Here is a 23634-nt window from a genome sequence, read left to right as displayed (position 1 = left end):
GCGCCCAGGGTGGAGCCCCATGTCGATCGTCTTCCATTGGTTCCTCCCCACGAACGGCGACGGCCGTCGCCTGGTGGAGCCCGAGCAGCCGACGCCCGGCGTGGCGGGCGGCCAGCGGCCGGCGACGTTCAACTACCTGACCCAGATCACCCTGGCCGCCGAGGCCCTCGGCTTCGAGGGCGCGCTCACCCCGGCCGGCCCCTGGTGCGACGACGCCTGGGTCACCACCGCAGCACTGGCGCAACGGACCGACCGGCTCAAGTTCCTGGTGGCGTTCCGCCCGGGGGTCACCTCGCCGACGCTCGCCGCGCAGATGGCCGCCAGCTACCAGTTCCACACGGGCGGCCGGCTGCTGCTCAACGTCGTCACCGGCGGCGACAGCTCGGAGCAGCACGCCTACGGCGACTGGCTGGGCAAGGACGAGCGCTACGAGCGCTGCGGCGAGTTCCTCGACGTCGTGCGCGGCCTGTGGTCGGGGGAGCGGGTCGACTACGAGGGCACGCACATCCACGTCGAGGGCGGCGCGCTCGGTCGCCGGCCCGACCCGGTGCCCGACGTGTACTTCGCCGGGTCCTCGCCCGCCGCCCTCGACGTGGCCGCCCGCCACGCCGACGTCTACCTCACCTGGGGCGAGCCGCCCGAGCAGGTGGCCGAGAAGCTCGACCGCGTGCGGACGCTCGCCGCGGCCCAGGGTCGCACGCCCCGCTTCGGCATCCGCCTCCACGTCGTCAGCCGGGACACGTCGGAGGAGGCGTGGACGGCGGCCGGCTCGCTGCTCGACGGCATCTCCGAGGAGGAGATCGCCAAGGTCCACGCCCGGATGCAGACCACCGAGTCCGAAGGGCAGCGCCGCATGCTCGAGCTGCACGGCGGGAGCCGCGACAACCTCGAGGTGTCACCCAACCTGTGGGCCGGCGTGGGCCTGGCCCGCGGCGGTGCCGGCACCGCCCTGGTGGGCAGCCACGTCGAGGTGGCCGACCGCATCGAGGAGTACGCGGCGCTGGGCATCGACGAGTTCATCCTCTCGGGGTACCCGCACCTCGAGGAGATCTACTGGTTCGGCGAGGGCGTGCTGCCCGTGCTGGAGCAGCGCGGCGCGTGGGCCCGGCCCGTGGGCTTGGCCGAGGGGATGCGCACCGGCTCGATCTCCTCGGGCGGCGTCGCCTTCGGCGTGGTCCCCGATCGCAAGTAGCGGGTGCGGCCCGCCGCACCCCCGAACGGTCCACCACCGCACGGTTCGGCTCTGCTATTTGCCCTGCGAGCAGGCCGGGCCGTAACGTATCCCTTCGGCCCGAAGCCGCCCCTGGGGCGCTTCTGGCTCACGACCCAGCAGATCCAAGGATTCACCGTGCCCACCTACACGCCCAAAGCATCAGAGATCGAGCGCAACTGGCTGATCATCGACGCCGAAGGCCTGGTGCTCGGTCGCCTCGCCACCGAGGTCGCGGCGATCCTGCGGGGCAAGCACAAGCCCACGTACGCCCCGCACATCGACACCGGTGACCACGTCGTGATCATCAACTGCGAGAAGGTCGTGCTCACCTCGGGCAAGGCCGACAAGAAGAAGGTGTTCCGCCACTCCGGGTTCCCCGGTGGCCTCAAGGAGCAGACCTTCGCCGATCTCATGGAGAAGAAGCCGGAAGACGCCGTCCGCGGCACCATCCGGGGGATGCTCCCGAAGAACCGGCTCGGCCGGGCCCAGCTCAAGAAGCTGAAGGTCTACGCCGGACCCAACCACCCGCACGCCGCTCAGAAGCCGCAGACGCTCGAGCTGGCCCACCACGCCCGCCGCAGCGCGTAGGAGTTCAACTCGTGTCCAAGCCCCTCGTGCAATCCACCGGCCGCCGCAAGGAAGCCGTCGCTCGTGTCCGTCTCCGCCCGTCCGAGGGCGACGCTGAGGCCACGATCACCATCAACGGCCGCGACGTCGTCGACTTCTTCCCGAACCCGACGCACCGGATGATCCTCACCGAGCCGCTGAAGCTCACCCAGCTCGAAGAGGCCTACGACATCGACGTCACCATCCATGGTGGCGGCGTGACCGGCCAGGCCGGTGCCGTGCGCCTCGGCATCTCCCGGGCGCTCATCGAGCTCGACCCCGAGCTTCGCCCCGTGCTCAAGCGGGCCGGCTTCCTCACGCGAGACGATCGCAAGAAGGAATCCAAGAAGTACGGCCTCAAGAAGGCCCGCAAGGCCCCGCAGTACTCGAAGCGCTAGTCGCTCCTCCGCTCTGCCGGACGCCGCAGCCGCAAGGCTGCGGCGTTCGTCGTTTTGGCACCAGTACGGTGTCGGCCATGTCGTTGAAGTTCGGGACCGACGGGGTGCGAGGGATCGCCAACCGGGAGCTGACGCCAGAGCTGGCGCTCAACCTGGGGCGGGCTGCGGCCCGGGTGCTGGGTGGGAGCCGCTGGCTGATCGGGCGCGACACCCGCCGTTCTGGCCCGCTGCTGGCCGCGGCCCTGTCGGCCGGGTTGGCCACCGAGGGCGTCGAGGTGGTCGACCTCGGGGTCGTCCCCACGCCCGGCGTGGCCTACCTGTCCGCCACCGACCGCGTGCCGGCGGCCATGATCTCGGCGTCCCACAACCCGTTCGGCGACAACGGCATCAAGCTGTTCTCCGCCGGCGGCGTCAAGCTCTCCGATGAGCTGGAGCAGCGCCTCGAGCTGGAGCTGACCGCCCTGAGCACACAGGGGGATCCCCGCCCGCGGCCCGCGGGGGCCGAGGTCGGCTCGATCAGCGTCGACCACCGGGCCATCGAGCGCTACCGCCGCCACCTCGTCGAGGGGGTGGTCCCGGCGGGGGCGCTCACCGGGCTCAAGGTGGTGCTCGACGGGGCCAACGGCGCCGCCTCGGAGCTGGCGGCCGGGGTGTTCGAGGAGCTGGGCGCCACCGTGGTGGCCATCCACGTCGAGCCCGACGGGATCAACATCAACGAGGACTGCGGCTCCACCCATCCTGAGGGCCTGCAGGCGGCCGTGGTGGCCCACGGCGCCGACGTCGGGCTGGCGTTCGACGGCGACGCCGACCGGGTGCTCGCCTCCGACGCCGACGGCGAGTTCGTCGATGGCGATCAGATCATCGCCATCTGCGCCATCGACCGGCACGAGCGCGGCCGCCTCGCGCACGACACCGTCGTGGTCACGGTCATGAGCAACCTGGGCTTCCGCCAGGGCATGGCGGCCCACGGCATCACGGTGGTCACCACCGACGTGGGCGACCGGTACGTGCTCGAGGCGCTCGACGAGGGCCAGCACTGCCTGGGCGGCGAGCAGTCCGGGCACGTGATCTTCCGCGACCTGGCCTCGACCGGCGACGGGATGCTCACCGGCATCGCCCTGCTGTCGGTGATGGCCCGCCGGGGCCGCCCGCTGGCCGAGCTGGCCTCAGCGGCGATGGTCCGGCTGCCCCAGGTGCTGGTCAACGTGCGGACCGCCCACCGCGATCCCGGCCTGCTCGCCCGGCTCCAGCCCGAGGTCACCGTCGCCGAGCACCGCCTCGGCGAGCGGGGCCGCGTCCTGCTGCGCGCCAGCGGCACCGAGCCGGTGGTGCGGGTGATGGTGGAGGCCCCCACCCACGACGAAGCGGCCGCCGTGGCCGGTCACCTGGCCGCTTCGGTCACCGCCCTGAGCACCTGAAGCGGCCCCGCGCCCGGCCTCGCCTCCGGGGGCCCGTCGCCTGGCCGGTACGATGGGAACGCTCCGGCGCGTCCGGGGCTCTCTGCCCGAGGTCCCGGAGGAATCCCTGATGTGCGGCATCATCGCCGTCGTCCGCCGCCGTAGCGGTCGGTCTGCGCCCAGTTCCGCTGAGCTCACCCAGCTGCTCGACGGCGTCAGCGGTTCGCTCCGCGACGCGCCTGTCGACCAGCTCGACGCCGTCGTGGCCGCCGTGGCCGACCGGGTGGAGGCGGTCGACCGCCTGCTGCGGGGCACGCCGGGCATCGCAGCCCTGCTGGCCGATCGTGGCCTGGGCCCGGTGCTCGACGCCCTCTGCACCGACGTCGCGGCGGCGCTGGCCGATCGCGAAGGTGCGCTCGACGACGATCCGGCCCCCGGTGCGGCCCTGGAGTCGGTCAACGCCGCGGTCATCCGCCTCAAGGACTCGCTGTGGGCGGTCCAGCGCGACCGCCTGCGCACCGCCGGCGCCGTGGCCGACCTCGCCGGCCCCAACCCGTCGGCCTCGTGCATCGATGCGTTCGCGTCGGTCCAGGCCGCCCTGAGCGCCATCGACCGCCTCGAGGTGCGTGGCCGCGACTCCGCGGGGCTCATGCTGCTCGTCCACGGGCACGGGCTCGACCTCGCCGATCCCGCCGTGGCGGCCCTGCTGAGCGACCGGTCCGACGACCCGCTCTTCACCGCCGGCGCCGTCCGGGTCACCCCCGAAGGCCACCTCAGCTTCGTCTACAAGGCGGCGGCGGAGATCGGCGAGCTGGGCGACAACACCGCCGTGCTCCGCGCCGCCATCCGCGACGATGCCCTGCTGCACCTCGCCGTGGCCGGCCCCTCCGCCGAGGTCACCGTGCTCGGCCACACGCGCTGGGCGTCGATCGGGATCATCTCGCAGCCCAACGCCCACCCCATGAACTCCGACGAGATCGGTCGGGGCCACGGCCCCTACGTCACCGCCGCGCTCAACGGCGACGTCGACAACTTCGCCGACCTCAAGGTCAGCGACGAGCTGCGCATCGCCACCGAGATCACCAGCGACGCCAAGGTGATCCCCACGCTCGTGTCGCGGCGCCTGGCCGCCGGCGACGAAGCCGTCGAGGCGTTCCGCCAGTCGGTCCGCCGCTTCGACGGCTCGGTCGCCATCGGTGCCAACGTGGCGGCCGCACCCGATCGCATCCAGCTGGCCCTGCGCGGCAGCGGCCAAGCGCTCTACGTCGGCCTCGACGAGGACCTGTACGTGGTGGCCTCGGAGCCGTACGGCGTGGTCGAGGACGCCACCAGCTACCTCCGCCTCGACGGCGAGACCCCGGCCGACCTCACCAACCCGGCCGCCTCGCGCGGCCAGGTGGTCGAGCTCGACGCCGCGGCGGCGGGCACCCTCGAAGGGATCCGTCGCTTCTCGTACGACGGCATCGAGCTCCCGCTGCTCCCCGAGGAGCTGATCACGCCCGAGGTCACCACCCGCGACATCGACCGGGGCGCCTACCAGCACTTCCTCCTCAAGGAGATCGAGGAGGCGCCGGGATCGTTCCGCAAGACCCTGCGCGGCAAGATCGCCCGCGACGGCGAGCTGCTCCGCGCTGCCCTCGGCCCCGACACCATCCCGCCGTCGGTGCGGGACGACCTCCGCTCCGGGGCCATCACCCGGGTCCAGGTGATCGGCCAGGGCACCGCCGCGGTGGCGGGCCAGAGCCTCGCCCGGGCGCTCGCCGCCGAGGTGGCCGGCACCACCATGCGGTCCGAGGCCGTCCTGGCCACCGAGCTGTCCGGGTTCTCGCTGCGCCCCGACATGAGCGACACGCTCGTGGTGGCGATCAGCCAGTCGGGCACCACCACCGACACCAACCGCACCGTCGACCTGGTCCGCGGCCGCGGCGCCCGGGTGATCGCCATCGTGAACCGGCGGTCGAGCGACCTCACCGACAAGAGCGACGGCGTGCTCTACACGTCCGACGGCCGCGACGTGGAGATGAGCGTCGCGTCCACCAAGGCGTTCTACGCGCAGATCGCCGCCGGCTTCCTGCTCGCGTGCGCCATCGCCGACGAGGTCCCCGGCGCCGGGGCGGGCGCCGCCCACCGCAGCGAGCTGCTCGCCGGGCTCCGCGACCTCCCGGAGGCCATGGAGGCCACCCTGGCCCGCCGCGCCACCATCGCCGAGGCGGCCCAGGAGCTGGCCCCGTCCCGCCGCTACTGGGCCATCGTCGGCTCCGGCAGCAACCAGGTGGCGGCCGAGGAGATCCGGATCAAGCTCTCGGAGCTCTGCTACAAGGCCATCGCCTCCGACGCCATCGAGGACAAGAAGCACATCGACCTCTCCTCGGAGCCGCTGATCCTGGTGTGCGCCGCCGGGCTCGTCGGATCCAACGCCGACGACGTGGCCAAGGAGGTGGCGATCTACCGGGCCCACAAGGCCACGCCGATCGTCATCGCCACCGAGGACGAGGACCGCTTCAACGCCGCCCACCGGGTGCTCACCGTGCCCGCCGTGCGCCCGGAGCTGGCCTTCGTGCTCACCACCGTGGCCGGGCACCTGTTCGGGTACGAGGCAGCGCTCGCGATCGACGCCCAGGCCCGCGGCCTCCGTGAAGCGCGCGGCGCGATCGAGGACGCCATCTCCAGCCCGGCGGTGGTCGACCTCGACCGCCTCCTCGCCGGCCTGCGGTCCACGTTCGAGCCCATCGCCGCTCGCTTCCACGACGGGCTCCGCTCGGGCTCCTACAACGGCAGCCTCGAGGCCGGCACGGCCGTCCGGCTGGCCTCGATGTTCCGCTACGCCATCGGCCTGGCCCCGCTCGACGCCTACCAGACCGAGCACGGCCGCGTCGGCACCCCGGGGGTCGTCATCGAGGACCTCACCGCCGCGCTCACGGCGGCCATCGAAGAGCTCACCCGACCCGTCGACGCCATCAAGCACCAGGCCAAGACGGTGACCGTCGGGATCTCCCGGTCCGACGAGAGCCTGCTCGACATCGAGCTGGTGGCGGCCACCCTCACCGCCGGCGCCGCCCGCGACCGCCTCAGCTACAAGGCCCTGCGCACCCTCGCCGGGCTCGACGCCGTGATCGACGAGGTGGTGGGCTACACCCGCTACCGGATCGAGGGCGATGTCGAGGAGGGCGACGCCACCATCGTGGTGGTCGATCGGGGCGGCATCGCCCGGGACCTCCCGCAGCGCACCGAGCGCAACCCGCTGCTGCGCGGCACCAAGCACCGCGTGGCCACCGAGCGCGAGGTCACGGTCGCCGTGGGCCGCAGCGACGGCCGCACGCTCGTGCTCGTGCCTGAGGTGAAGGGCACGCAGTGCACGGGGATCACGCTCCTGCACGCCCGCTTCAACGAGGAGATGCCGGCCGGCCGGATGCGCTCGGTGCTCGAGGCCTACCGGGGCCGCTACGCCGCCCTGAAGGACGCCGTCACCGAGACCGAGCCCACCTTCCGCGACGACCTGTTGGGTGCCCTGCCGCCCATCGAGCTGCTCACCACGCCGGTCAACGTGCTCGCCGACCGCTGGCGCCCCAGCGCCGAGGGGACCGGCGCGTGATCATCGTCGCCCTGGTCTTCGCCGCCGCGCTGGTGATGATCGCCATCGCGTTCGTCAACAACCGCAGGGCCTGACGCCCGGTGATCGGCATCGGCGTCGATCTGGTCGAGGTGGACCGCATGCGGACCGTCCTCGCCCGCACGCCCACGCTCGTCACCAAGGTGTTCACTCCAGGTGAGCAGGCCTACGCCCAGGCGGCCCACGACCCGACCGAGCGCTTCGCCGTCCGGTTCGCGGCCAAGGAGGCGGTGATGAAGGCGCTGGGGGTGGGCCTCGGCGCCGTCGACTGGCACGACATCGAGGTGGTCCGGACCAGCTCCGGTGCGCCCCAGCTGGCCATCACTGGGCGGGCCCTGGCGGTGGCGGCCGACCTCGGCATCACCAGCTGGAAGCTCACCCTCACCCACACGGCATCGATGGCCGAGGCGATCGCCGTCGCCCTCTGACCGCTGCGCCCCGCACGTCGTCGACGTGCGCAGCGTCTCGTGCTCACCAGCAAGGTCGCCGGCTCCCTCGACCACGTCGGGCGGCGTCAGCCCGCGAGCGCCTCGAGGATGGCGGCCCAGCGGGTGAGGGCGATGAGGTGGCCCTCGGTGGGGAACACGTGGAGCGTGGCGTCGGGCAGGGCCTCGGCCCACCACTCGCCGAAGGCCGGCGGCGCCGTGGCGTCCTGCGAGCCGTACCAGAGGTCGACCGGCACGGTGGCGGCGGTCCAGTCGACGTCGGGGGCCAGCACCTGGAGCTCCAGGTCGCGCGTGATGCCGCCGAGGCCCTGGGCCACCGAGTCGAACACACCCGCCGCGAGGGCCTCGACGGCCCCGGGGATGGCGTCGACCACGGCCCGGCGATCGGGGGTGAGCTGCTCGGTCACGTGCTCGAGCGCCAGGGCTTCGTCGCACGGGTAGGGCACGAGCATCGGTGCCGCCATCTCCGCCAGGCCCTCGGGGCCCACCTCGGCGCCGAGCTCGGCGACGAGGTGCCGGCCGCCGTCGGCGTCGTCGAGGATGCCCTCGGTGGCGTAGGCCTCGAACGGGACCAGCCCGGCGGCCACCGCCACGCGCGCCGTGCGGCGGGGGTGGCGGGCGGCGACGGCCACGGCGTAGGTGGCGCCGCCCGACCAGGCGAAGGGTCGCCACCGGTCGATGCCGAGGTGGTCGGCCAGGGCGACGGCATCGTCGGCGAACGAGCCCAGGGTGCCCGCGGGGTGGGGTGAGGAGCCGCCGAAGCCGGGCCGGTCGATCGCCACCAGGCGCACGCCGGCGGCCGTGGCCAGCTCGTCGTCGGGGTGGCGGGCGCGGCGGGAGTCGGGGGTGCCGTGGACGTAGAGGACGGGGAGCCCGGCCGGATCGCCGACGTCGTCGTAGGCGAGCGTGCGGCCATCGGTGAGGGCGAGCGTGGTGGCGGGAACCATGGACGCCGCACGTTATCGGTGCGAGGTCCCCCGGTCCCCGGGCAGGATGGGGGCCGTGCTCGCCATCGTGACCCCCCAGGAGATGGGCGCGATCGACGCCGCGGCGCCCGAGCCGGTGGACGTGCTGATCGACCGGGCCGGCGCGGCCGTGGCCCGAGCCGCCCTCGACCTGCTCGGCGGGGCCTACGGGCGGCGGGTCGTCGTGCTCGCCGGCAAGGGCAACAACGGCGCCGACGGGCGGGCCGCGGCCGCTCGGCTCGAGGCGCGCGGGGTTCGGTGCCAGGTGCTCGACGCTGCCGACCTCCCCGCCTCGATCGGGCCGGTCGACCTCGTGATCGACGCCGCCTACGGCACCGGCTTCCGGGGCACGTTCGCCGCACCCGACCTCGTGGCCGGCACACCGGTGCTGGCGGTCGACATCCCGTCGGGCGTGGCGGGGCTCACCGGCGAGGCCTCGGGCCGGCCCCTGCGCGCCGACCGCACCATCACGTTCGCCGCGCTCAAGCCGGGCCTGCTGCTGGCCGACGGGCCCGGGCTCGCCGGCGAGGTCGAGGTGGCCGACATCGGGCTCGACGTCTCCGGTGCTCGTACGCACCTGGTCGAGCCGTGGGACGTCGGTGCCTGGCTCCCGGAGCGGCCCCGCTCCACCCACAAGTGGAAGGCGGCCGTCTGGCTCGTGGCGGGCTCGCCGGGGATGACCGGCGCCGCCCACCTGGCGGCCGCGGCCGCCCAGCGCTCCGGCGCCGGCTACGTGCGGCTCTCGGTGCCGGGCGGCGGCCACCACGTCGACGCGCCGGTCGAGGTGGTGGTGGTGCCGCTCGAAGCCGCCTGGTGGGATGCCGAGCTGATCGATGGCGAGGAGAGGTTCGGGAGCCTCGCCGTGGGCCCGGGCCTGGGCACCGGCGTCGCCACGGCCGCGGCGGTGCGGGCCACGGTGGCCGGCACGTCGACTCCCGTCGTGGTCGACGGCGACGGGTTGCGGGCCCTCGGCGACGGAGCCGCGTCGGCCGTCGGGCGCCGCACCACCGAGCGCCCCGACGTGGTCCTCACGCCCCACGACGGCGAGTTCGAGGCGCTCGCCGGCCACCCCCCGGTGGCCGATCGGTTCGCCGCCGCGCGGGACCTGGCGGCGACGACGGGAGCCGTCGTCCTGCTCAAGGGCCCCACCACGGTCGTCGCCCACCCCGACGGCCGGGTGCTGGCCTCGAACGCGGGCGATGCCCGCCTGGCGACGGCCGGGACCGGCGATGTGCTGACCGGGCTGGTGGCCGGGCTGCTGGCGCAGGGGATGGCGCCGCTGGAAGCGGCGGCGTCGGCCGCACTCCTGCACGGAGCGGCCGGCGCCCTAGCCTGGCGCCGCGGCTTGGTGGCCGGCGACCTCGTCGACCACCTCCCGGCCGCGTTCGACCACGTCGCCGGAGGCTAGATGCCACGCAACACCCCCGTCTCTGCAGTCATGACCACCGAGGTGCTCTCCTTCGCGCCGGAGGACAACGTGGCCGACGCCATGCAGCAGCTCGTCGACCGTGGCATCGACGGCGCCCCCGTGGTCGATGCCGACAACCAGGTGGTCGGCGTCCTCTCCACCGGTGACCTGATCGTCCAGGAGACCGAGATCCACGTCCCCACGATCATCTCGCTGTTCGGCGCCACGCTCGAGCTGCCCAGCGCCCACAAGCACTTCGAGGACGACCTGCGCAAGACGCTCGGCTCCACCGTCGCCGACGTCATGCAGGGCAAGCCGTTCACCGTCGGCCCCGACGAGACCATCGAGGTGGCGGCCACCAAGCTCCACGACCACAACGTGTCGCGGCTCCCCGTGGTCGGGCCCTCCGGCCTGGTCGGCATCATCTCCCGCGTCGACGTGCTGCGCGAGATCATCCGCGACGAAGAGCCTCCTGCGCCCGACGCCTAGGGCGGTCCTGTCGTGAGACCCGTCTGGGCCGAGGTCGACCTCGGCGCGATCGCGCACAACGTCGCCACCCTGCGCGCCCTGGTGGCGCCCGCGGCGTTCTGCGCGGTGGTCAAGGCCGATGGCTACGGCCACGGCGCGGTGCCGTCGGCTCGGGCCGCCCTGGCCGGAGGCGCCGACGTGCTGGCCGTCGCCCTGGTGTCCGAAGGCGTCGAGCTGCGCGAGGCGGGGATCGCCACGGTGGTGATGGTGCTCTCGCAGGCATCGACCGACGAGATCGACCGGCTCGTCGCGGCCGACCTCGATGCCACCGTGTACACGGCCTCGGGCGTGCACGACCTGGCCGAGGCCGCCGAGCGCGCCGGGCGGACGCCGCAGCGGCCCGTCCGGGTCCACCTCAAGGTCGACACCGGCATGCACCGGGTGGGGGCCCAGCCCGACGAGGCGGTGGACCTGGCCCGCGCCATCGCCGACCAGCCCGCGCTCGAGCTGCGCTCGGTGTTCACCCACTGCGCGGTGGCCGACGAGCCCGGCAACGACTTCACCGCCGTCCAGCTCGAGCGCTTCGCCGGGATCGTGGCCGACATCGAGGCCGCCGGCATCGAGGTGCCGTGCACCCACGCCGCCAACACGGCGGCCGCGATCGACCATCCCGAGGCCCGCCTCGGCATGGTGCGCTGCGGGATCGGCATCTACGGGATCGACCCGGCACCGGCACTCGCCGGCCGCGTTCCCCTCGTGCCCGCCATGTCGCTGCGCGCCCGGGTGTCGCACGTGAAGCGGGTGGCGGCGGGGGAGGGCATCTCCTATGGCCTGCGCTACCGGCCCGCCGTCGACACCACCATCGCCACCGTCCCGCTGGGCTACGCCGACGGGCTCCCGCGGCGGCTGGGCGCCCTGGGCGCCACGGTGCTGGTCGGCGGCGAGCACCGGCCGATCGCCGGCTCCGTCACCATGGACCAGATCCTCGTCGACCTCGGCCAGGACCCCGTCGAGGTGGGCGACGAGGTGGTCTTGATCGGACGGCAGGGGGAGGCCAGCGTGGAGGCGGCCGACTGGGCCGGTCCGCTCGACACCATCGCCTACGAGATCGTCTGCGGCATCAGCCCACGAGTCCCGCGCCGCTACCTGGAGGTCCACCGATGAAGACCCGCAACGCCGTCGCCCTGGCCGCCGCCGGAGTGGGTGTGGGCCTGGCCGTGGCCGGGCTCCACCGCTCGACGCACCCCACCGAGGCGAAGGGGCCCGTCAGCCCCGACCCGGGCCGCCGCCGGACGCCGCCGCCCGACGAGCTGTTCGACCTCCCCGCCGATGTGGTCCACCACCGCATCGACACCCCCGACGGCGGCACCATCCACGCCATCGAGAAGGGCGAGGGCCGCCCGCTGGTCCTGCTCCACGGGATCACGCTGCGCTCCGACGTGTGGGCGCCGCAGTTCCACCAGCTCACCGACCGGTACCGGGTGATCGCCGTCGACCTCCGCGGCCACGGCGAATCGGCCGTGGGCGCCGAGGGGCTGGGCATCCACCGCCTCGCCCAGGACCTGTCCACCCTCCTCGGCTCGCTCGACCTCCACGACGCGGTCCTGGTGGGGCACTCGATGGGCGGCATGACGGTGATGCAGTTCTGCGGCCTGCACCCCGAGGTGCTGGCCGCGCGGGTCGCCGGCCTGGTGTTCCTGGCCACGGCGTCGCACGAGTCGTACGGGCCCCTCATCGACAACACCGTCCGCGCCCTCGTGGCCCGAGGGCAGGCGGTCGTCGAGAGCGGCCGGGAGCTGCCGCCACCGTCGAAGGCCGGCATGCGCTCCGTGCGGCTCGTCTTCGGCGACCACCCCTCGAAGAAGGCCATCGGGATCGTGGGCGAGATGGCCACCGAGCTGCCGCCCGCGGTGGCGGTGCCGTCGTTCGCCAGCATCCTCGAGCACGATGCCCGCGATGCGCTGCGCGCCACCCACACCCCGGCGCTCGTCGTGGTGGGCACCCGAGACGTGCTGACCCCCGTCTGGGCGGGTCGCACCCTCGCCCGGGCCCTGCCCGACGCCGAGTTCGTGGTGCTCCCGCGCGCTGGTCACCAGCTGATGCAGGAGCGCCCCGACGAGGTCGCCGAGCTGATCGACGCGTTCGTGGCCCGCATCGAGGGCACCGAGCCGTCGGTGGCGGCCGCCGTGGCCGACGACGACGGCCCGCTGAGCGCCGACCAGGTCGAGCCGGCCGGCGATCGGGCCTGACCGGACCGCTGCTCAGGCGGCCGCGCCCACGGTCAGCCGCGACCCACGGTCAGCTGCGACCCCACCCCCAGCCCCCAGCGCGAGAACGACCCGGCCTCGGCCTCGAGCACGGCGCGCCCGCCTCGGTGCGGGAGGACCAGCCGTCCGGCGGGCACCGTGCGCACCGCCACGACCCGCAGCCCGCGCGTGCACAGCGCCACGTCGATCGGGAACCGCATGCCGACCGTGTGGACCGAACCGGCCGGGGCGAGCAAAAGCGCCCCGTCGATCGCGTCGCGGCCCAGCAGGCCTCGGGCACGTGCTCGGCGGGTGGCCGCCACCTCCAGGTGGGCGACGTCGCGGTCGTCGACGAGCAGGCGCTGGTGGTGCAGGAGCGGTGGGGCCATGGGTGCCGCCTACCCCGCGGCTGCTCGTCTCACCGGGTTGCCACCCATCGGCAGCCGGCCTCCGATTCTTCCGTTCCGCGCCGCTCACTACGATCGTGGCGTGCGCCGCTCGATCTCCTTCCTCGTCGCGGCCCCGTGCCGGCGGTGGCCACGGTGAGCCGCCGCCCCCTCGCCCTGCGCACCACGCGCGCCGCAGAGACGCAGGACCTGGCCGCCGCCCTCGCCGCCATCGCCGTCCCGGGCGACCTCGTGCTGCTCGCCGGTGAGATGGGTGCGGGCAAGACCGCGTTCGCCCAGGGCTTCGCCCGCGGCCTCGGCATCACCGATCCCGTCACCAGCCCCACGTTCACCATCGTGCGCGAGTACTCGGGGGGCCGCCTCGCCCTCCACCACCTCGACGTCTACCGCCTCGAGTCGCTCAGCGAGGTCGCCGACCTCGGCCTCAGCGAGATGCTCGACGAGGAGGCCGTCATGCTCGTCGAGTGGGGCGACGCGGTGCTGCCCGCGCTGCCCGAGCAGTACCTCGAGCTGCGCATCACGTTCGGCACCGACGACGACGAGCGCCACCTCGAGCTCCGCAGCGTCGGCGGCACGTGGCCGGCGCGGGCCCGCCTCGTGGCCGAGACGGTCGCACCCTGGCTCGCCGACGCGCCGGGAGGCGAACCGCCATGTTGATCCTCGGGCTCGAGAGCGCCACCGCCGAGGTGGGCTGCGCGATCGGCGGCCACGAAGGCGTGCTGGCGTCGTCGCACTCGGCGCGCGGCAAGCGCCACGCCGAGAACCTCACGCCCGCCATCGAGTTCGTCTGCAAGCAGGCGCGCGTCGAGCTGTCGGAGATCTCGTGCGTGGCCGTCGACAACGGCCCGGGCCTGTTCACCGGCCTGCGCGTGGGCGTGGCGTCGGGCAAGGCCATCGCCCAGGCCCTGCGCGTGCCGATGATCGCCGTGTCGAGCCTCGACCTGCTGGCGTTCCCGCTGCGGTTCTCCGACCGCCGCATCGCCGCGGTCATCGACGCCCGCCGCAACGAGGTGTTCTGGTCCTTCTACCGCCAGGTCCCCGGGGGCATCCAGCGGGTCAGCGAGCCCACCGTCGGCAGCCCCGACGAGCTGGCCGCCGAGCTGCTCGCCCAGCCCGGCGACACGCTGCTCGCGGGCGACGGCGCGGTCCGCTACGCCGACGTCTTGTCGCGCCGCCCCGGCGTCGAGATCGCGGGCGGCGACCACGCCTACCCGTCGGCCCGATCGCTGGTGCAGCTGGCCCACGCCAAGGCGCTGCGCGAGGACTGGATCCGCCCCGAGCAGGTCGAGCTGCTCTACCTCCGCAAGCCCGACGCCGAGATCAACTGGTCGGTCCGGGAGGGGGCGTGAGCACCGCGGAGCTGGCGCCCGAGGTGATCGTGGCGCCCATGCGGCGGCGCCACCTGCCCGACGTCCTGGCCATCGAGGCCCAGGTGTACCCGCGGCCGTGGTCGTCGCGGCTGTTCGAGGACGAGCTCGAGCGCACCAACCGGGTGTACCTCGTCGCCCGGCTCGGCCCGACGGTGGTGGGCTACGCCGGCCTGCTGATGATCGCCGACGACGGCCACGTGGCCACGATCGCCGTCGACCCCAGCTGGCAGCGCCGGGGCCTGGCCCGCACGCTCCTGGTGGAGCTGGTGCGCGGCGCCATGGCCCTCGGCGCCAACCAGCTCACCCTCGAGGTCCGCATGTCGAACAAGGGCGCCCAGGAGCTGTACCGCAGCCTCGGGTTCGCGCCGGCCGGCGCCCGCAAGGCGTACTACTCCGACAACGGCGAGGATGCCCTGGTGATGTGGGCCCACGACATCGCCACCCCCGAGTACGAGGCCCGGCTGCAGGGGCTCGAGTCGCTCGCGCCGGGCGCGGTCGTCCGCCACGGGTTCCCCGCCGAAGCCGGCTCGGCCGACGGGGCCCCGCACCCCGCCATCGCCGGCGGCACCCCATCGTCGTCCACCGGCCGGGAGGCCTCGTGACCACCACCGTCCCCGTCACCAAGGGCTTCCCGATCCACGCCGGGACCAAGATCCTCGGCATCGAGACCTCGTGCGACGAGACCGCCGCGTCCGTGGTGATCGGTGGCCACGTGGTGCGCAGCTCGGTCGTGTCGAGCCAGGTCGACATCCACGCCCGCTTCGGCGGCGTGGTGCCCGAGATCGCCAGCCGGGCGCACGTCGACCTGCTCACCCCCGTCATCGCCGAGGCGCTCGTCGAGGCCGGTCTCGACGGCTCGGAGCTCGACGCCGTGGCCGCCACCTGCGGACCGGGCCTGGTCGGTGCCCTCCTCGTGGGCGTGAGCACCGCCAAGGCGCTGGCCCTCGTCTGGGACGTGCCCTTCGTGGCCGTCAACCACCTCGAGGCCCACCTGTACGCCGCGCTCGTCGAGGACCCGTCGCTGGAGCTGCCGCTGGTGGTGCTGCTCGTGTCGGGCGGTCACACGATGCTGATCTCCATGGAGGGCCACGGCCAGTACCGGCTGCTGGGCTCCACCATCGACGATGCCGCGGGGGAGGCGTTCGACAAGGTCGGCCGCTACCTCGGCCTCGGCTACCCAGGCGGGCCGGCCATCGACCGCATCGCCATGGAGGGCGATCCCCACGCCATCGCCTTCCCCCGGGCGATGTACAACGACGGCCTCGACTTCTCGTTCTCGGGCCTCAAGACGGCCGTGATCAACCACGTCCGCAAGCACCCCGAATCGGCGACGGCCGATGTGGCGGCGTCGTTCCAGGAGGCGGTCGTCGACGTGCTGGTGACCAAGGCCCGGCGGGCCGCCCAGCAGATCGGTGCCAAGGGCCTGGTGCTCGGCGGCGGTGTGGCCGCCAACTCCCTGCTGCGCGAGCGGTTCCTGTCGGCCTGCGTCGAGGACGGCGTCCACGGGTTCCTGCCCAGCCGGGCCATGTGCACCGACAACGCCGCCATGGTGGCCGCCGCGGCCTGGTGGCGGCTCGGCGCCGACGGCCCGAGCCCCCTCGACCACGGCGCCGACCCCAACCTCAAGCTCCCCCTCCTGTCCTGACCGTCCCACCCGGCCAGCGGTCCTGAACCCGGCACGGATCACGGACGCTGGTGTCGTCGTTCGGTGCCAGGTTCGGTGGGGTGGTCGTGGTCCGGGTCCCACCTGGAGGCGGTCGGGTACCTTCGGGCGACGGGTTCGGTGCCTCAGGGGCCGGGATGGGTGGGGGACGTGCGCAACAGGACCGGGCTGATCGTGGCGGCGTGGGTGGTGGCGCTCGGCGTCATCGGCGTCGCCCCGGCGCCATCGGGCGCCGCCGACCAGCCGGTGCTGACCACGACGGCCACCGAGCCGGCGCCGGACGAGCCGATCACCGTCACCCTCACGGGGTGCACGGGCCCGGCCCCGCCCACGATGGAGCGCCTCGGCAGCGTCTACGACCCGGCGGCCCACCCCGAGCCGGTGCTGATCGCCCAATCGTCGCCCGGCGTCTGGCAGACCACCTCCGAGGCCGCCCAGTACGGGGATTCGATCTACACCGCGTCCTGCGGCGGGGCGACCTCGGCGCCGCTGCGCATCGACGCCGAGTGGCGGGCGATGTTCAGCGACCCGTTCTACGAGACGTACGGCGCGCTGCACGGCGTGGACGGGTCCGACTGCGACACCGGCGAGCCGGTGAAGGTCGACTTCCGCGTGGCCGACCGGGTGTGGGAGGTGCAGCCGTCGGTCGACGCCCGCGGCGACTGGTACGCCGTCCCGCCCCTCCTGCCCGACGACCAGCCGGTGGAGATCATCGGGCGCTGCGGCGACTACCGGTACCTCCCGTCGCCGTGGTCTCCGGCGCCCGGCCTGCCGAAGCCGCCCTCGCCGGCCCAGTTCCTCAGCCCGGGTGAAGGCGCCCCCGGCACCGCGTACCAAGGGTTCGTCACCTGCGGCGGCACCAGCTTCAGCGTCACCGCCGTGGCGGCCGGCGACGACGTGCTGCGGCCCATCCCCGTCGACCGGACCCCCGGCGGCAGCGGGTCGTTCGACGCCGTCGCCGGAACGAGCGACGTCACCTACGACGTGCAGTGCGGCACCAAGACCGATCGGATGACCTTCGACGTCGAGGCCCCGGTGATGCGCCTCGGTCCGGTGCCCGTCCCCGCCATCGTCGACCTCGTCCCGACGCAGGTCGAGGGCACCGACTGCCCGCCCGGTACCCAGGTCTCGGTCCACTTCACCGCGGCCGGCGGCTCGTCCACCGCCCACGCCCCGATCGACCTGTTCGGCGACTGGCTGGTCCCGCTGCCGTCCCACCTGCCCGTGGGCACCACCGTCTCGGCGTCGTGCGGCGCCGTCGCCTACGACCCGATCGCCCTCCCGGCCTCCGCCATGGAAGGCGCGGCCGGTCCGGTGGCCGCGCCGACGGCCGCCGCGCCGGCGGTCGCGGTGGCGGGAGATCCCACCTACACCGGTTGATCGCGGCCGATTAGCACTCTCGGGTCGCGACTGCTTGCGATCGGTGGGAGCGCGCCGTAGGGTTAGCAGTCGCTAGAGACGAGTGCTAACGCCCATCGGTGGGCGCGCACCAACCACACGCCCAGGAGGCGAAATGGCCCTGAAGCCGCTCGAAGACCGCATCATCGTGAAGCCCGGTGACGCCGAGGAGACCACGGCCTCCGGCCTGGTCATCCCCGACACCGCCAAGGAGAAGCCCCAGCAGGGCGAGGTCCTGGCCGTCGGTGAAGGTCGCTGGGACGAGGACGGCGAGAAGCGCATCCCCGTCGACGTCAAGGTCGGCGACGTCGTCGTCTACTCCAAGTACGGCGGCACCGAGATCACGGTCGACGGCGCGGATGTGCTCATCCTGAACGCCCGCGACGTGCTCGCCATCGTCGAGAAGTGAGCTGAGGAACCCACATGCCAAAGATCCTGAAGTTTGACGACGAGGCCCGCCGCGGCCTCGAGGCGGGCGTGAACAAGCTCGCCGACGCCGTGAAGGTGACCCTCGGCCCGAAGGGCCGGAACGTGGTGCTGGAGAAGAAGTTCGGCGCTCCCACGATCACCAACGACGGTGTGTCCATCGCTCGCGAGATCGAGCTGGAAGACCCCTACGAGAACATGGGCGCCCAGCTGGTGAAGGAGGTGGCCACCAAGACCAACGACGTCGCTGGTGACGGGACCACCACCGCCACCGTGCTGGCCCAGGCCCTGGTCAAGGAAGGCCTCCGCAACGTGGCCGCAGGCGCCAACCCGATGGCCCTCAAGCGGGGCATCGACAAGGCCGTCGCCGCCGCCGTCGAGTCCATCAAGGACCAGGCCAAGGAGATCGACGACCGCAGCGAGATCGCTCAGGTCGCCACCATCTCGGCCAACAACGACAAGGCCATCGGCGAGGTCCTCGCCGACGCCATCGACAAGGTCGGCAAGGACGGCGTGGTCACGGTCGAGGAGTCGAACACGTTCGGCATCGACCTCGACTTCACCGAGGGCATGCAGTTCGACAAGGGCTACCTCTCGCCGTACTTCGTCTCCGACCCGGAGCGCCAGGAAGCCGTGCTCGAGGATCCGCTGATCCTCTTCACCGAGTCGAAGATCACCTCGGTCCAGGACCTCGTCCCGGTGCTCGAGAAGGTCATGCAGACCGGCAAGCCGCTCCTGATCATCGCCGAGGACATCGAGGGCGAAGCCCTCGCCACCCTCGTGGTGAACAAGATCCGGGGCACGTTCAACTCGGTGGCCGTCAAGGCCCCCGGCTTCGGCGAGCGCCGCAAGGCGATGCTCGGCGACATGGCCACCCTCACCGGCGGCCAGGTCATCTCCGAGACCATCGGCCTCAAGCTCGAGAACACCACCATCGACCTGCTGGGCACCGCCCGCAAGGTGGTCGTCACCAAGGACGAGACCACCATCGTCGACGGTGGCGGCTCGGCTGACGATGTCACCGGCCGGATCGCCTCGATCCGTCGTGAGATCGACGAGACCGACTCCGACTGGGACCGCGAGAAGCTCCAGGAGCGCCTCGCCAAGCTGGCCGGCGGCGTCGCCGTCGTCCAGGTGGGCGCAGCCACCGAGGTGGAGCTCAAGGAGAAGAAGCACCGCATCGAAGATGCACTCTCCGCCACCCGTGCCGCCATCGAAGAGGGCATCGTCCCCGGCGGTGGCACCACGCTGGTCCGGGCCCGCGCTGCGGTCGCCACGGCCCTCGAGGGCCTCGAGGGTGACGAGGCCACCGGCGCCAAGTCGGTGTTCAACGCCCTCGACGCTCCCGCTCGCCTGATCGCTCAGAACGCCGGCCTCGAAGGGGCCGTCGTCGTGCAGCAGATCGAGCGCGAGACCGGGGCCATCGGCCTCAACGCCGCCACCGGCGTGTTCGAGGACCTGCTCAAGGCCGGCGTCATCGACCCGGCCAAGGTCACCCGTGCGGCGCTGCAGAACGCGGCGTCCATCGCCGCCCTGCTGCTCACCACGGAGGCCATCGTCGCCGACAAGCCCGAAGAAGAGGGCGCTGGCGGCGGCATGCCCGGCGGCATGCCCGGAGGCATGGGTGGAATGGGCGGCATGATGTGATCCGTGGGCGCCCAGCGGGTGCCCACGGACCGCTTCGGTCCACCTGATCGCCCGACGATCACGCGAACGCCCGGCCGCAAGGCCGGGCGTTCGTCGTCAGTCGGCTCGGGCGATCCGTTCCGCCCGCTGGGGGGCGGCGAAGACGGGTTTGACGGCGACGTCGGGATCGTTCCAGGCGGGGTGGTCGGAGGCCGGGAACTTGGCCTCGAGGTAGGCGAGCAGGACGTCGATGTACTCGTCGGTGAGCCACCGGCGGCGCTCGTCGTCCTCGCCGTCGACCGCGGCGGCGATGACGAGGTGGGCGAGCGTGACGCACACCTCGGCCGTGCGGTCGCGCAGGTCGGTGGGGATGCCCGGCACCCGGAGCTCGATGAGCCCGCTGATGTGGCCCTCGAGGCCGGCGCGCATCCGCGTGCCGGCGGGCGAGCGGTTGCCCGGCACCATGGCCGACACCAGCAGCGCCGGCAGCGCCTTCTGGTCGCGCGTCTCGTCGACCAGGCGGTTCATGATCCGGTGGAGGAAGTCGCCGATGCGCTCCTCGGGGGGCAGATCGGTCAGCAGCTCCGTGTACAGGTCGACGAGGCGGCCGAGGTAGCGGTCGGTGAGCGCCTCGGCGAGCGCGGCCTTGTCGGGGAACCAGCGGTACAGCGTGCCGACGGGGACGCCGGCGCGCGAGGCGACCAGGTTGGTGGTGGCGGCGTCGTAGCCGACCTCTTCGAACACCTCTTCGGCCACGTCGAGCAGCAGCTCGACGCGCGCGGCAGAACGGGCCTGCCGAGGCGGGTTGCGCAGGTGGCTGGGGGGTACTTCCGCCACCGGACTCCTCCTACCAACGGTCGGGCGATGGGGCCAGGTTACCCAGCTGGGAGGGTGCGGCCGCCGCCTTCGGGCTTCGGCGGGCCGTCCCGGTAGGATCCGGGCATGGACCGCCCGCCCACAGACCCCGCCAAGCTCCTCTCCTCGTGGATGGAGTGGGAGGACGGCGAGTCGACGCCGGGCCGGGTGATGGCCGACCTCAAGACGGGCGGGCTCCGCGAGATCCTCGAGCACCTCGTCGCCGAACAGGCCCCTGCCGGCTCCTGAGCTCCACCCCCGGATCGTGACCGCTCCTGGTGTTCCCCACGAGCCCGGTGCTCCGGGTGACGGCGCGGCCCGCGGCGGGCACCAGCGCATCCCTCGCCCCGCCGACGTGCGGCCCGGCGAGGCGCCGCCGTGGGCGCACCTCGACGACCAGGAGCGGATCATCACGCTCCCCCTGCTCCGCGAGCGCTTCGCCCGCCTCGGTGCGCCGGTGCGATCTGCCCGCGAGGGCCACGTCGACCGGGCCTCGGCGGTGCTGGCGGCCATCTACGAGCACGACGGCGAGACCTGGGTGGTGCTGACCCGGCGGTCGGCGGCGCTTCGCGTCCACAGCGGCGAGGTCAGCTTCCCGGGCGGCGGCCAGGACGAGGGCGAGGACCTGCGCGACACGGCCAAGCGCGAGGCGTGCGAGGAGGTGGGCCTCGATCCCGATCTGGTCGAGATCATCGGCGAGCTCGACCACCTCAGCACGATCACCTCGAACTCGTTCATCGTGCCGTACGTGGCTGCGCTGCCGCACCGTCCCGAGCTGAAGCCGAGCCCGGCCGAGGTGGCGGCCGTGCTGCACGTCCCGTTGAGCGAGCTGCTCCACCCCACGGTGTTCCACGAGGAGCGGTGGGACCTCTTCGGGACCGACCGGGCGATGTGGTTCTTCGAGCTGGCGGCCGACACCGTATGGGGGGCCACGGCGGCGATGCTCCGGCAGCTGCTGGGGTTCGCCACGGGAACCGTCGAGCGCGGCGACCTCGGGCACATCTGAGCGCACCTGCTCAGCTGAGCTTGAGGTAGATCGCCACCTCCATGTCCTCGGCGGCGAAGAAGCGGCCCACCGAGTCGGCCTGGATCTGGTCGACGAGGGCATCGGGGACCTTGGGCGAGGCGATGAGCCCGTGGCGCTGGAGCTCCACGAAGGAGTCGACGCTGACCCAGTCGGACGGGAGATCGGCCTGACCCTGCGGCGGGGGCGTCGTCCAGCGGAAGAACTCGCGGCTGACGTCGGCGATCTTCACCCGGCTGCTGTCCTTGAGCTCCACCCGGCCGGCCTCGTCGATCGCGCTGCGCAGATCGATCCGCCGCTGGCTCTCCGTCGAGAGGCCGCCGCCGGGCACCAGGTCGGCGCGGGCGATGAGGAAGGCATCGGGATCGGGGGCCTTGGGCTCGATGGGGTCGCTGACCACGTAGAGGGTGGCGGTGTGCGCCCCCTCCTTGCTCGACGGCCGCCGGAACACGCGGTCGTCGTCGCTGGTCTCCGTGTGGATGCCGTGGCGCTCGAGGTCCTCGATCACGGCGTGGCGGAGGTACAGGCGCGCCGCCCAGCCCGAGGCGTTGACCTCCACCATCCGCTGCCCCTCGACCGACGACACGATCTTCGGCTGGATGCTGGCGATCGGGCCCATGAGCCCTTCGCCGTACCCACCGAACTTGCCGGGGGCGAGCACCGTCGCTGCCACCAGAGCGAGGGCGGCGACGGAGCCGACCACGGCGGTGACGAGGTGGGCGCGCTGGTCCTGGAGCCGAGGCGTGACTCGGTCGGCCACCATCGCCCAGAGCCCCCAGCCGGTCGCCAGCCAGACGGTCGCGGTCACCGGCCGGAGCAGCAGCATCGGATCGGCGGCCAGCACCGCCCCGCCGCGAGGGGTGCGGTAGACGACGAACGCGGCCGCGGCGAGCGACACGAGCGCGGCCTGCACCAGGGTGAGCGTCAGGCGGTCGCGGCGGCGGCGGGCCGACACCAGCACCCACGTGATCAGGCCGATCGTCACCAGGGCCCAGATGACGTCGAGCAGGCTGGGCCCCCGGAGCAGCACGAACGGCTCGTTGACCGGCTGGAGCCAGGCGGGCGGCAGCCCGAGCGACGTGCCGATCGCGCGGACCGCGACCCCGAGGCCCTGGCCGCGCTGGCCGGCGAACGAGAACATCTTGCCGAGGTTGCCGGAGCCGGTGAACTGGTCGATCAGCATCGGCAGGCTCAGGACCAGGCCCAGCGTGACCGACCAGATCAGGGCCTGGCGGCGGCCCTCCCCGAAGCGGCGGCGGGCCTCGTCGCTGCGGTGGCGGTGGTCGAGCGAGCACAGCACCGCGGTGCCGGCACCGAGGATCAGGGTCATCGGCGTGTAGACGACGTGGGCCTGGACCACCCAGCTCGCGGCCAGCACCGCGAGGGGCAGCGAGCGCCAGTGCCCCAACCGCACGTCCCAGCAGAGGAGCACCAGGAGGAACCAGGGGAGGAGCTCGACGTGGCTGTTGAGCGGGTCGCGGATGACGGTCGTGCCCAACGACCAGCACAGCACCAGGCCGGTGGCGGTGATGGCGATCGCCAGGGGCGCCTTCCCGCGCCGCCACCCGATCAGCACGCTGAGCACGAGCGCGGCCGCGTTGATGGCGGCGATCGTGACCAGCAGGCCGGCGGGGCCGAAGACGGCATAGGGGACCGCGGCGACCCACACCTCGAGGGGGCCGGGGTGGTCGAGCTCCTTGGCGTCGGTGATGGTGTCGGCCGTGGTGACCATGCCCGTCAGCGGAGCGTGGCCGCGCAGCACGTCGCCGGCGCGCAGGGCCAGGGTGGCGTTGTCGCCCACGGGGGTCCAGCCGTCGTGCAGGGCCATGGCGGTGGAGGCGAGGATCGGCAGGACGACGATCACGCACAGCCGCACGAGCATGGGCGCCGGGCGCGAGCGCGGTGGCTTCGGCTCGCGGTGCGGCGCCGGCCTCCGTGGTGGCGCGGCTCCCTGAGGGCGCGGACGCGTGGCAGGTCGTGCGCCGCCCGGTGCGTCCACGCTTCGCCCTCCGTTGCCCGCGCCGGCCACCGGCCGTCGCCGGAACGGTAGCAACTCCCCACCAGCCGATCTCGCGGAGGGCACCGGTAGCCTTCGCGCGGTGTCCGTC

At 73.2% G+C, this 23634-nt stretch carries 23 protein-coding genes; 19 read left to right on the top strand and 4 right to left on the bottom strand.

What is annotated here, in order from left to right:
* The first annotated feature begins 19 nt into the window (after positions 1 to 19).
* From ACPPVX_RS06940 to ACPPVX_RS06915, 6 genes are all read left to right on the top strand, one after another.
* Positions 20 to 1192: an LLM class flavin-dependent oxidoreductase gene (locus ACPPVX_RS06940; RefSeq protein ID WP_426574170.1), complete on the top strand. Its 1173-nt coding sequence runs from the start codon at positions 20 to 22 to the stop codon at positions 1190 to 1192.
* Positions 1193 to 1348: 156 nt separating this feature from the next.
* Entirely contained in the window at positions 1349 to 1801 is a 453-nt protein-coding gene (gene rplM / locus ACPPVX_RS06935) for a 50S ribosomal protein L13 (protein WP_426574169.1), read from the top strand.
* An 11-nt stretch (positions 1802 to 1812) separates the two neighbouring features.
* Positions 1813 to 2217, top strand: coding sequence for a 30S ribosomal protein S9 (rpsI, locus tag ACPPVX_RS06930; RefSeq protein WP_426574168.1), 405 nt, complete (start codon positions 1813 to 1815; stop codon positions 2215 to 2217).
* Positions 2218 to 2294: 77 nt separating this feature from the next.
* Entirely contained in the window at positions 2295 to 3635 is a 1341-nt protein-coding gene (gene glmM, locus ACPPVX_RS06925) for a phosphoglucosamine mutase (protein WP_426574167.1), read from the top strand.
* Positions 3636 to 3744: 109 nt separating this feature from the next.
* Positions 3745 to 7206 (top strand): SIS domain-containing protein, encoded by a 3462-nt coding sequence (locus ACPPVX_RS06920; RefSeq protein WP_426574166.1) that lies wholly within the window; start codon positions 3745 to 3747, stop codon positions 7204 to 7206.
* An 80-nt stretch (positions 7207 to 7286) separates the two neighbouring features.
* On the top strand, positions 7287 to 7652 hold the full coding sequence (locus ACPPVX_RS06915) for a holo-ACP synthase (RefSeq protein ID WP_426574165.1): 366 nt from the start codon (positions 7287 to 7289) through the stop codon (positions 7650 to 7652).
* Between the two features lie 86 nt (positions 7653 to 7738).
* Here the strand turns inward: ACPPVX_RS06915 and ACPPVX_RS06910 are convergent, their stop codons facing one another.
* Complete coding sequence (locus ACPPVX_RS06910; RefSeq protein WP_426574164.1) at positions 7739 to 8617, bottom strand: alpha/beta fold hydrolase; 879 nt, start codon at positions 8615 to 8617, stop codon at positions 7739 to 7741.
* Between the two features lie 55 nt (positions 8618 to 8672).
* On the opposite strand from ACPPVX_RS06910, the gene ACPPVX_RS06905 reads away from it, so the two are divergent.
* Genes ACPPVX_RS06905 through ACPPVX_RS06890 form a run of 4 tightly spaced genes read left to right on the top strand, consistent with a single transcriptional unit; the run spans position 8673 to position 12760 of the window.
* The gene (locus tag ACPPVX_RS06905) at positions 8673 to 10043 is read left to right on the top strand and encodes an NAD(P)H-hydrate dehydratase (protein ID WP_426574163.1); all 1371 of its coding nucleotides are present in this window, start codon (positions 8673 to 8675) and stop codon (positions 10041 to 10043) included.
* A 30-nt stretch (positions 10044 to 10073) separates the two neighbouring features.
* Positions 10074 to 10532, top strand: coding sequence for a CBS domain-containing protein (locus ACPPVX_RS06900; protein WP_426574162.1), 459 nt, complete (start codon positions 10074 to 10076; stop codon positions 10530 to 10532).
* Between the two features lie 12 nt (positions 10533 to 10544).
* The gene (alr, locus tag ACPPVX_RS06895) at positions 10545 to 11675 is read left to right on the top strand and encodes an alanine racemase (protein ID WP_426574161.1); all 1131 of its coding nucleotides are present in this window, start codon (positions 10545 to 10547) and stop codon (positions 11673 to 11675) included.
* A complete protein-coding gene (locus ACPPVX_RS06890) occupies positions 11672 to 12760 on the top strand; it encodes an alpha/beta fold hydrolase (protein WP_426574160.1) in 1089 nt (362 codons plus the stop codon). The genes alr and ACPPVX_RS06890 overlap by 4 nt, the downstream gene beginning before the upstream one ends.
* 32 nt (positions 12761 to 12792) lie before the next feature.
* Here the strand turns inward: ACPPVX_RS06890 and ACPPVX_RS06885 are convergent, their stop codons facing one another.
* Positions 12793 to 13146: a DUF192 domain-containing protein gene (locus ACPPVX_RS06885; RefSeq protein WP_426574159.1), complete on the bottom strand. Its 354-nt coding sequence runs from the start codon at positions 13144 to 13146 to the stop codon at positions 12793 to 12795.
* A 153-nt stretch (positions 13147 to 13299) separates the two neighbouring features.
* Here ACPPVX_RS06885 and tsaE point away from each other — a divergent pair, with 153 nt between their 5' ends.
* From tsaE to groL, 7 genes are all read left to right on the top strand, one after another.
* Positions 13300 to 13821 (top strand): tRNA (adenosine(37)-N6)-threonylcarbamoyltransferase complex ATPase subunit type 1 TsaE, encoded by a 522-nt coding sequence (gene tsaE, locus ACPPVX_RS06880; RefSeq protein ID WP_426574158.1) that lies wholly within the window; start codon positions 13300 to 13302, stop codon positions 13819 to 13821.
* Complete coding sequence (tsaB, locus tag ACPPVX_RS06875) at positions 13815 to 14513, top strand: tRNA (adenosine(37)-N6)-threonylcarbamoyltransferase complex dimerization subunit type 1 TsaB (RefSeq protein ID WP_426574157.1); 699 nt, start codon at positions 13815 to 13817, stop codon at positions 14511 to 14513. Before tsaE ends, tsaB begins: the two co-directional genes overlap by 7 nt.
* Positions 14510 to 15136, top strand: a complete 627-nt coding sequence (rimI, locus tag ACPPVX_RS06870) for a ribosomal protein S18-alanine N-acetyltransferase (protein ID WP_426574156.1) — start codon at positions 14510 to 14512, stop codon at positions 15134 to 15136. The genes tsaB and rimI overlap by 4 nt, the downstream gene beginning before the upstream one ends.
* Positions 15133 to 16179 carry a tRNA (adenosine(37)-N6)-threonylcarbamoyltransferase complex transferase subunit TsaD gene (gene tsaD / locus ACPPVX_RS06865; protein WP_426574155.1) on the top strand — a complete coding sequence of 349 codons (1047 nt, stop codon included), beginning with the start codon at positions 15133 to 15135 and terminating at the stop codon, positions 16177 to 16179. Before rimI ends, tsaD begins: the two co-directional genes overlap by 4 nt.
* Before the next feature lie 168 nt (positions 16180 to 16347).
* Positions 16348 to 17577 carry a hypothetical protein gene (locus tag ACPPVX_RS06860; RefSeq protein ID WP_426574154.1) on the top strand — a complete coding sequence of 410 codons (1230 nt, stop codon included), beginning with the start codon at positions 16348 to 16350 and terminating at the stop codon, positions 17575 to 17577.
* A gap of 133 nt (positions 17578 to 17710) precedes the next feature.
* Entirely contained in the window at positions 17711 to 18004 is a 294-nt protein-coding gene (groES, locus tag ACPPVX_RS06855; RefSeq protein ID WP_426574153.1) for a co-chaperone GroES, read from the top strand.
* 14 nt (positions 18005 to 18018) lie between these two features.
* A complete protein-coding gene (groL, locus tag ACPPVX_RS06850) occupies positions 18019 to 19668 on the top strand; it encodes a chaperonin GroEL (RefSeq protein ID WP_426574152.1) in 1650 nt (549 codons plus the stop codon).
* Positions 19669 to 19764: 96 nt separating this feature from the next.
* Here groL and ACPPVX_RS06845 read toward each other — a convergent pair whose 3' ends face one another.
* Positions 19765 to 20484, bottom strand: a complete 720-nt coding sequence (locus tag ACPPVX_RS06845) for a TetR/AcrR family transcriptional regulator (RefSeq protein ID WP_426574151.1) — start codon at positions 20482 to 20484, stop codon at positions 19765 to 19767.
* 105 nt (positions 20485 to 20589) lie between these two features.
* Here ACPPVX_RS06845 and ACPPVX_RS06840 point away from each other — a divergent pair, with 105 nt between their 5' ends.
* Positions 20590 to 20751, top strand: coding sequence for a hypothetical protein (locus ACPPVX_RS06840; protein WP_426574150.1), 162 nt, complete (start codon positions 20590 to 20592; stop codon positions 20749 to 20751).
* 16 nt (positions 20752 to 20767) lie between these two features.
* Complete coding sequence (locus ACPPVX_RS06835; RefSeq protein ID WP_426574149.1) at positions 20768 to 21508, top strand: NUDIX hydrolase; 741 nt, start codon at positions 20768 to 20770, stop codon at positions 21506 to 21508.
* 10 nt (positions 21509 to 21518) lie between these two features.
* Here ACPPVX_RS06835 and ACPPVX_RS06830 read toward each other — a convergent pair whose 3' ends face one another.
* Positions 21519 to 23408, bottom strand: a complete 1890-nt coding sequence (locus ACPPVX_RS06830; RefSeq protein WP_426574148.1) for a hypothetical protein — start codon at positions 23406 to 23408, stop codon at positions 21519 to 21521.
* Positions 23409 to 23634 lie beyond the last annotated feature (226 nt).

The sequence above is a fragment of the Aquihabitans sp. McL0605 genome (genome assembly GCF_049993875.1).
GTDB lineage: Bacteria > Actinomycetota > Acidimicrobiia > Acidimicrobiales > Iamiaceae > Aquihabitans.
The sequence above is the reverse complement of the archived record's forward strand: the minus strand, read 5'-3'. Positions and strand labels throughout refer to the sequence as shown.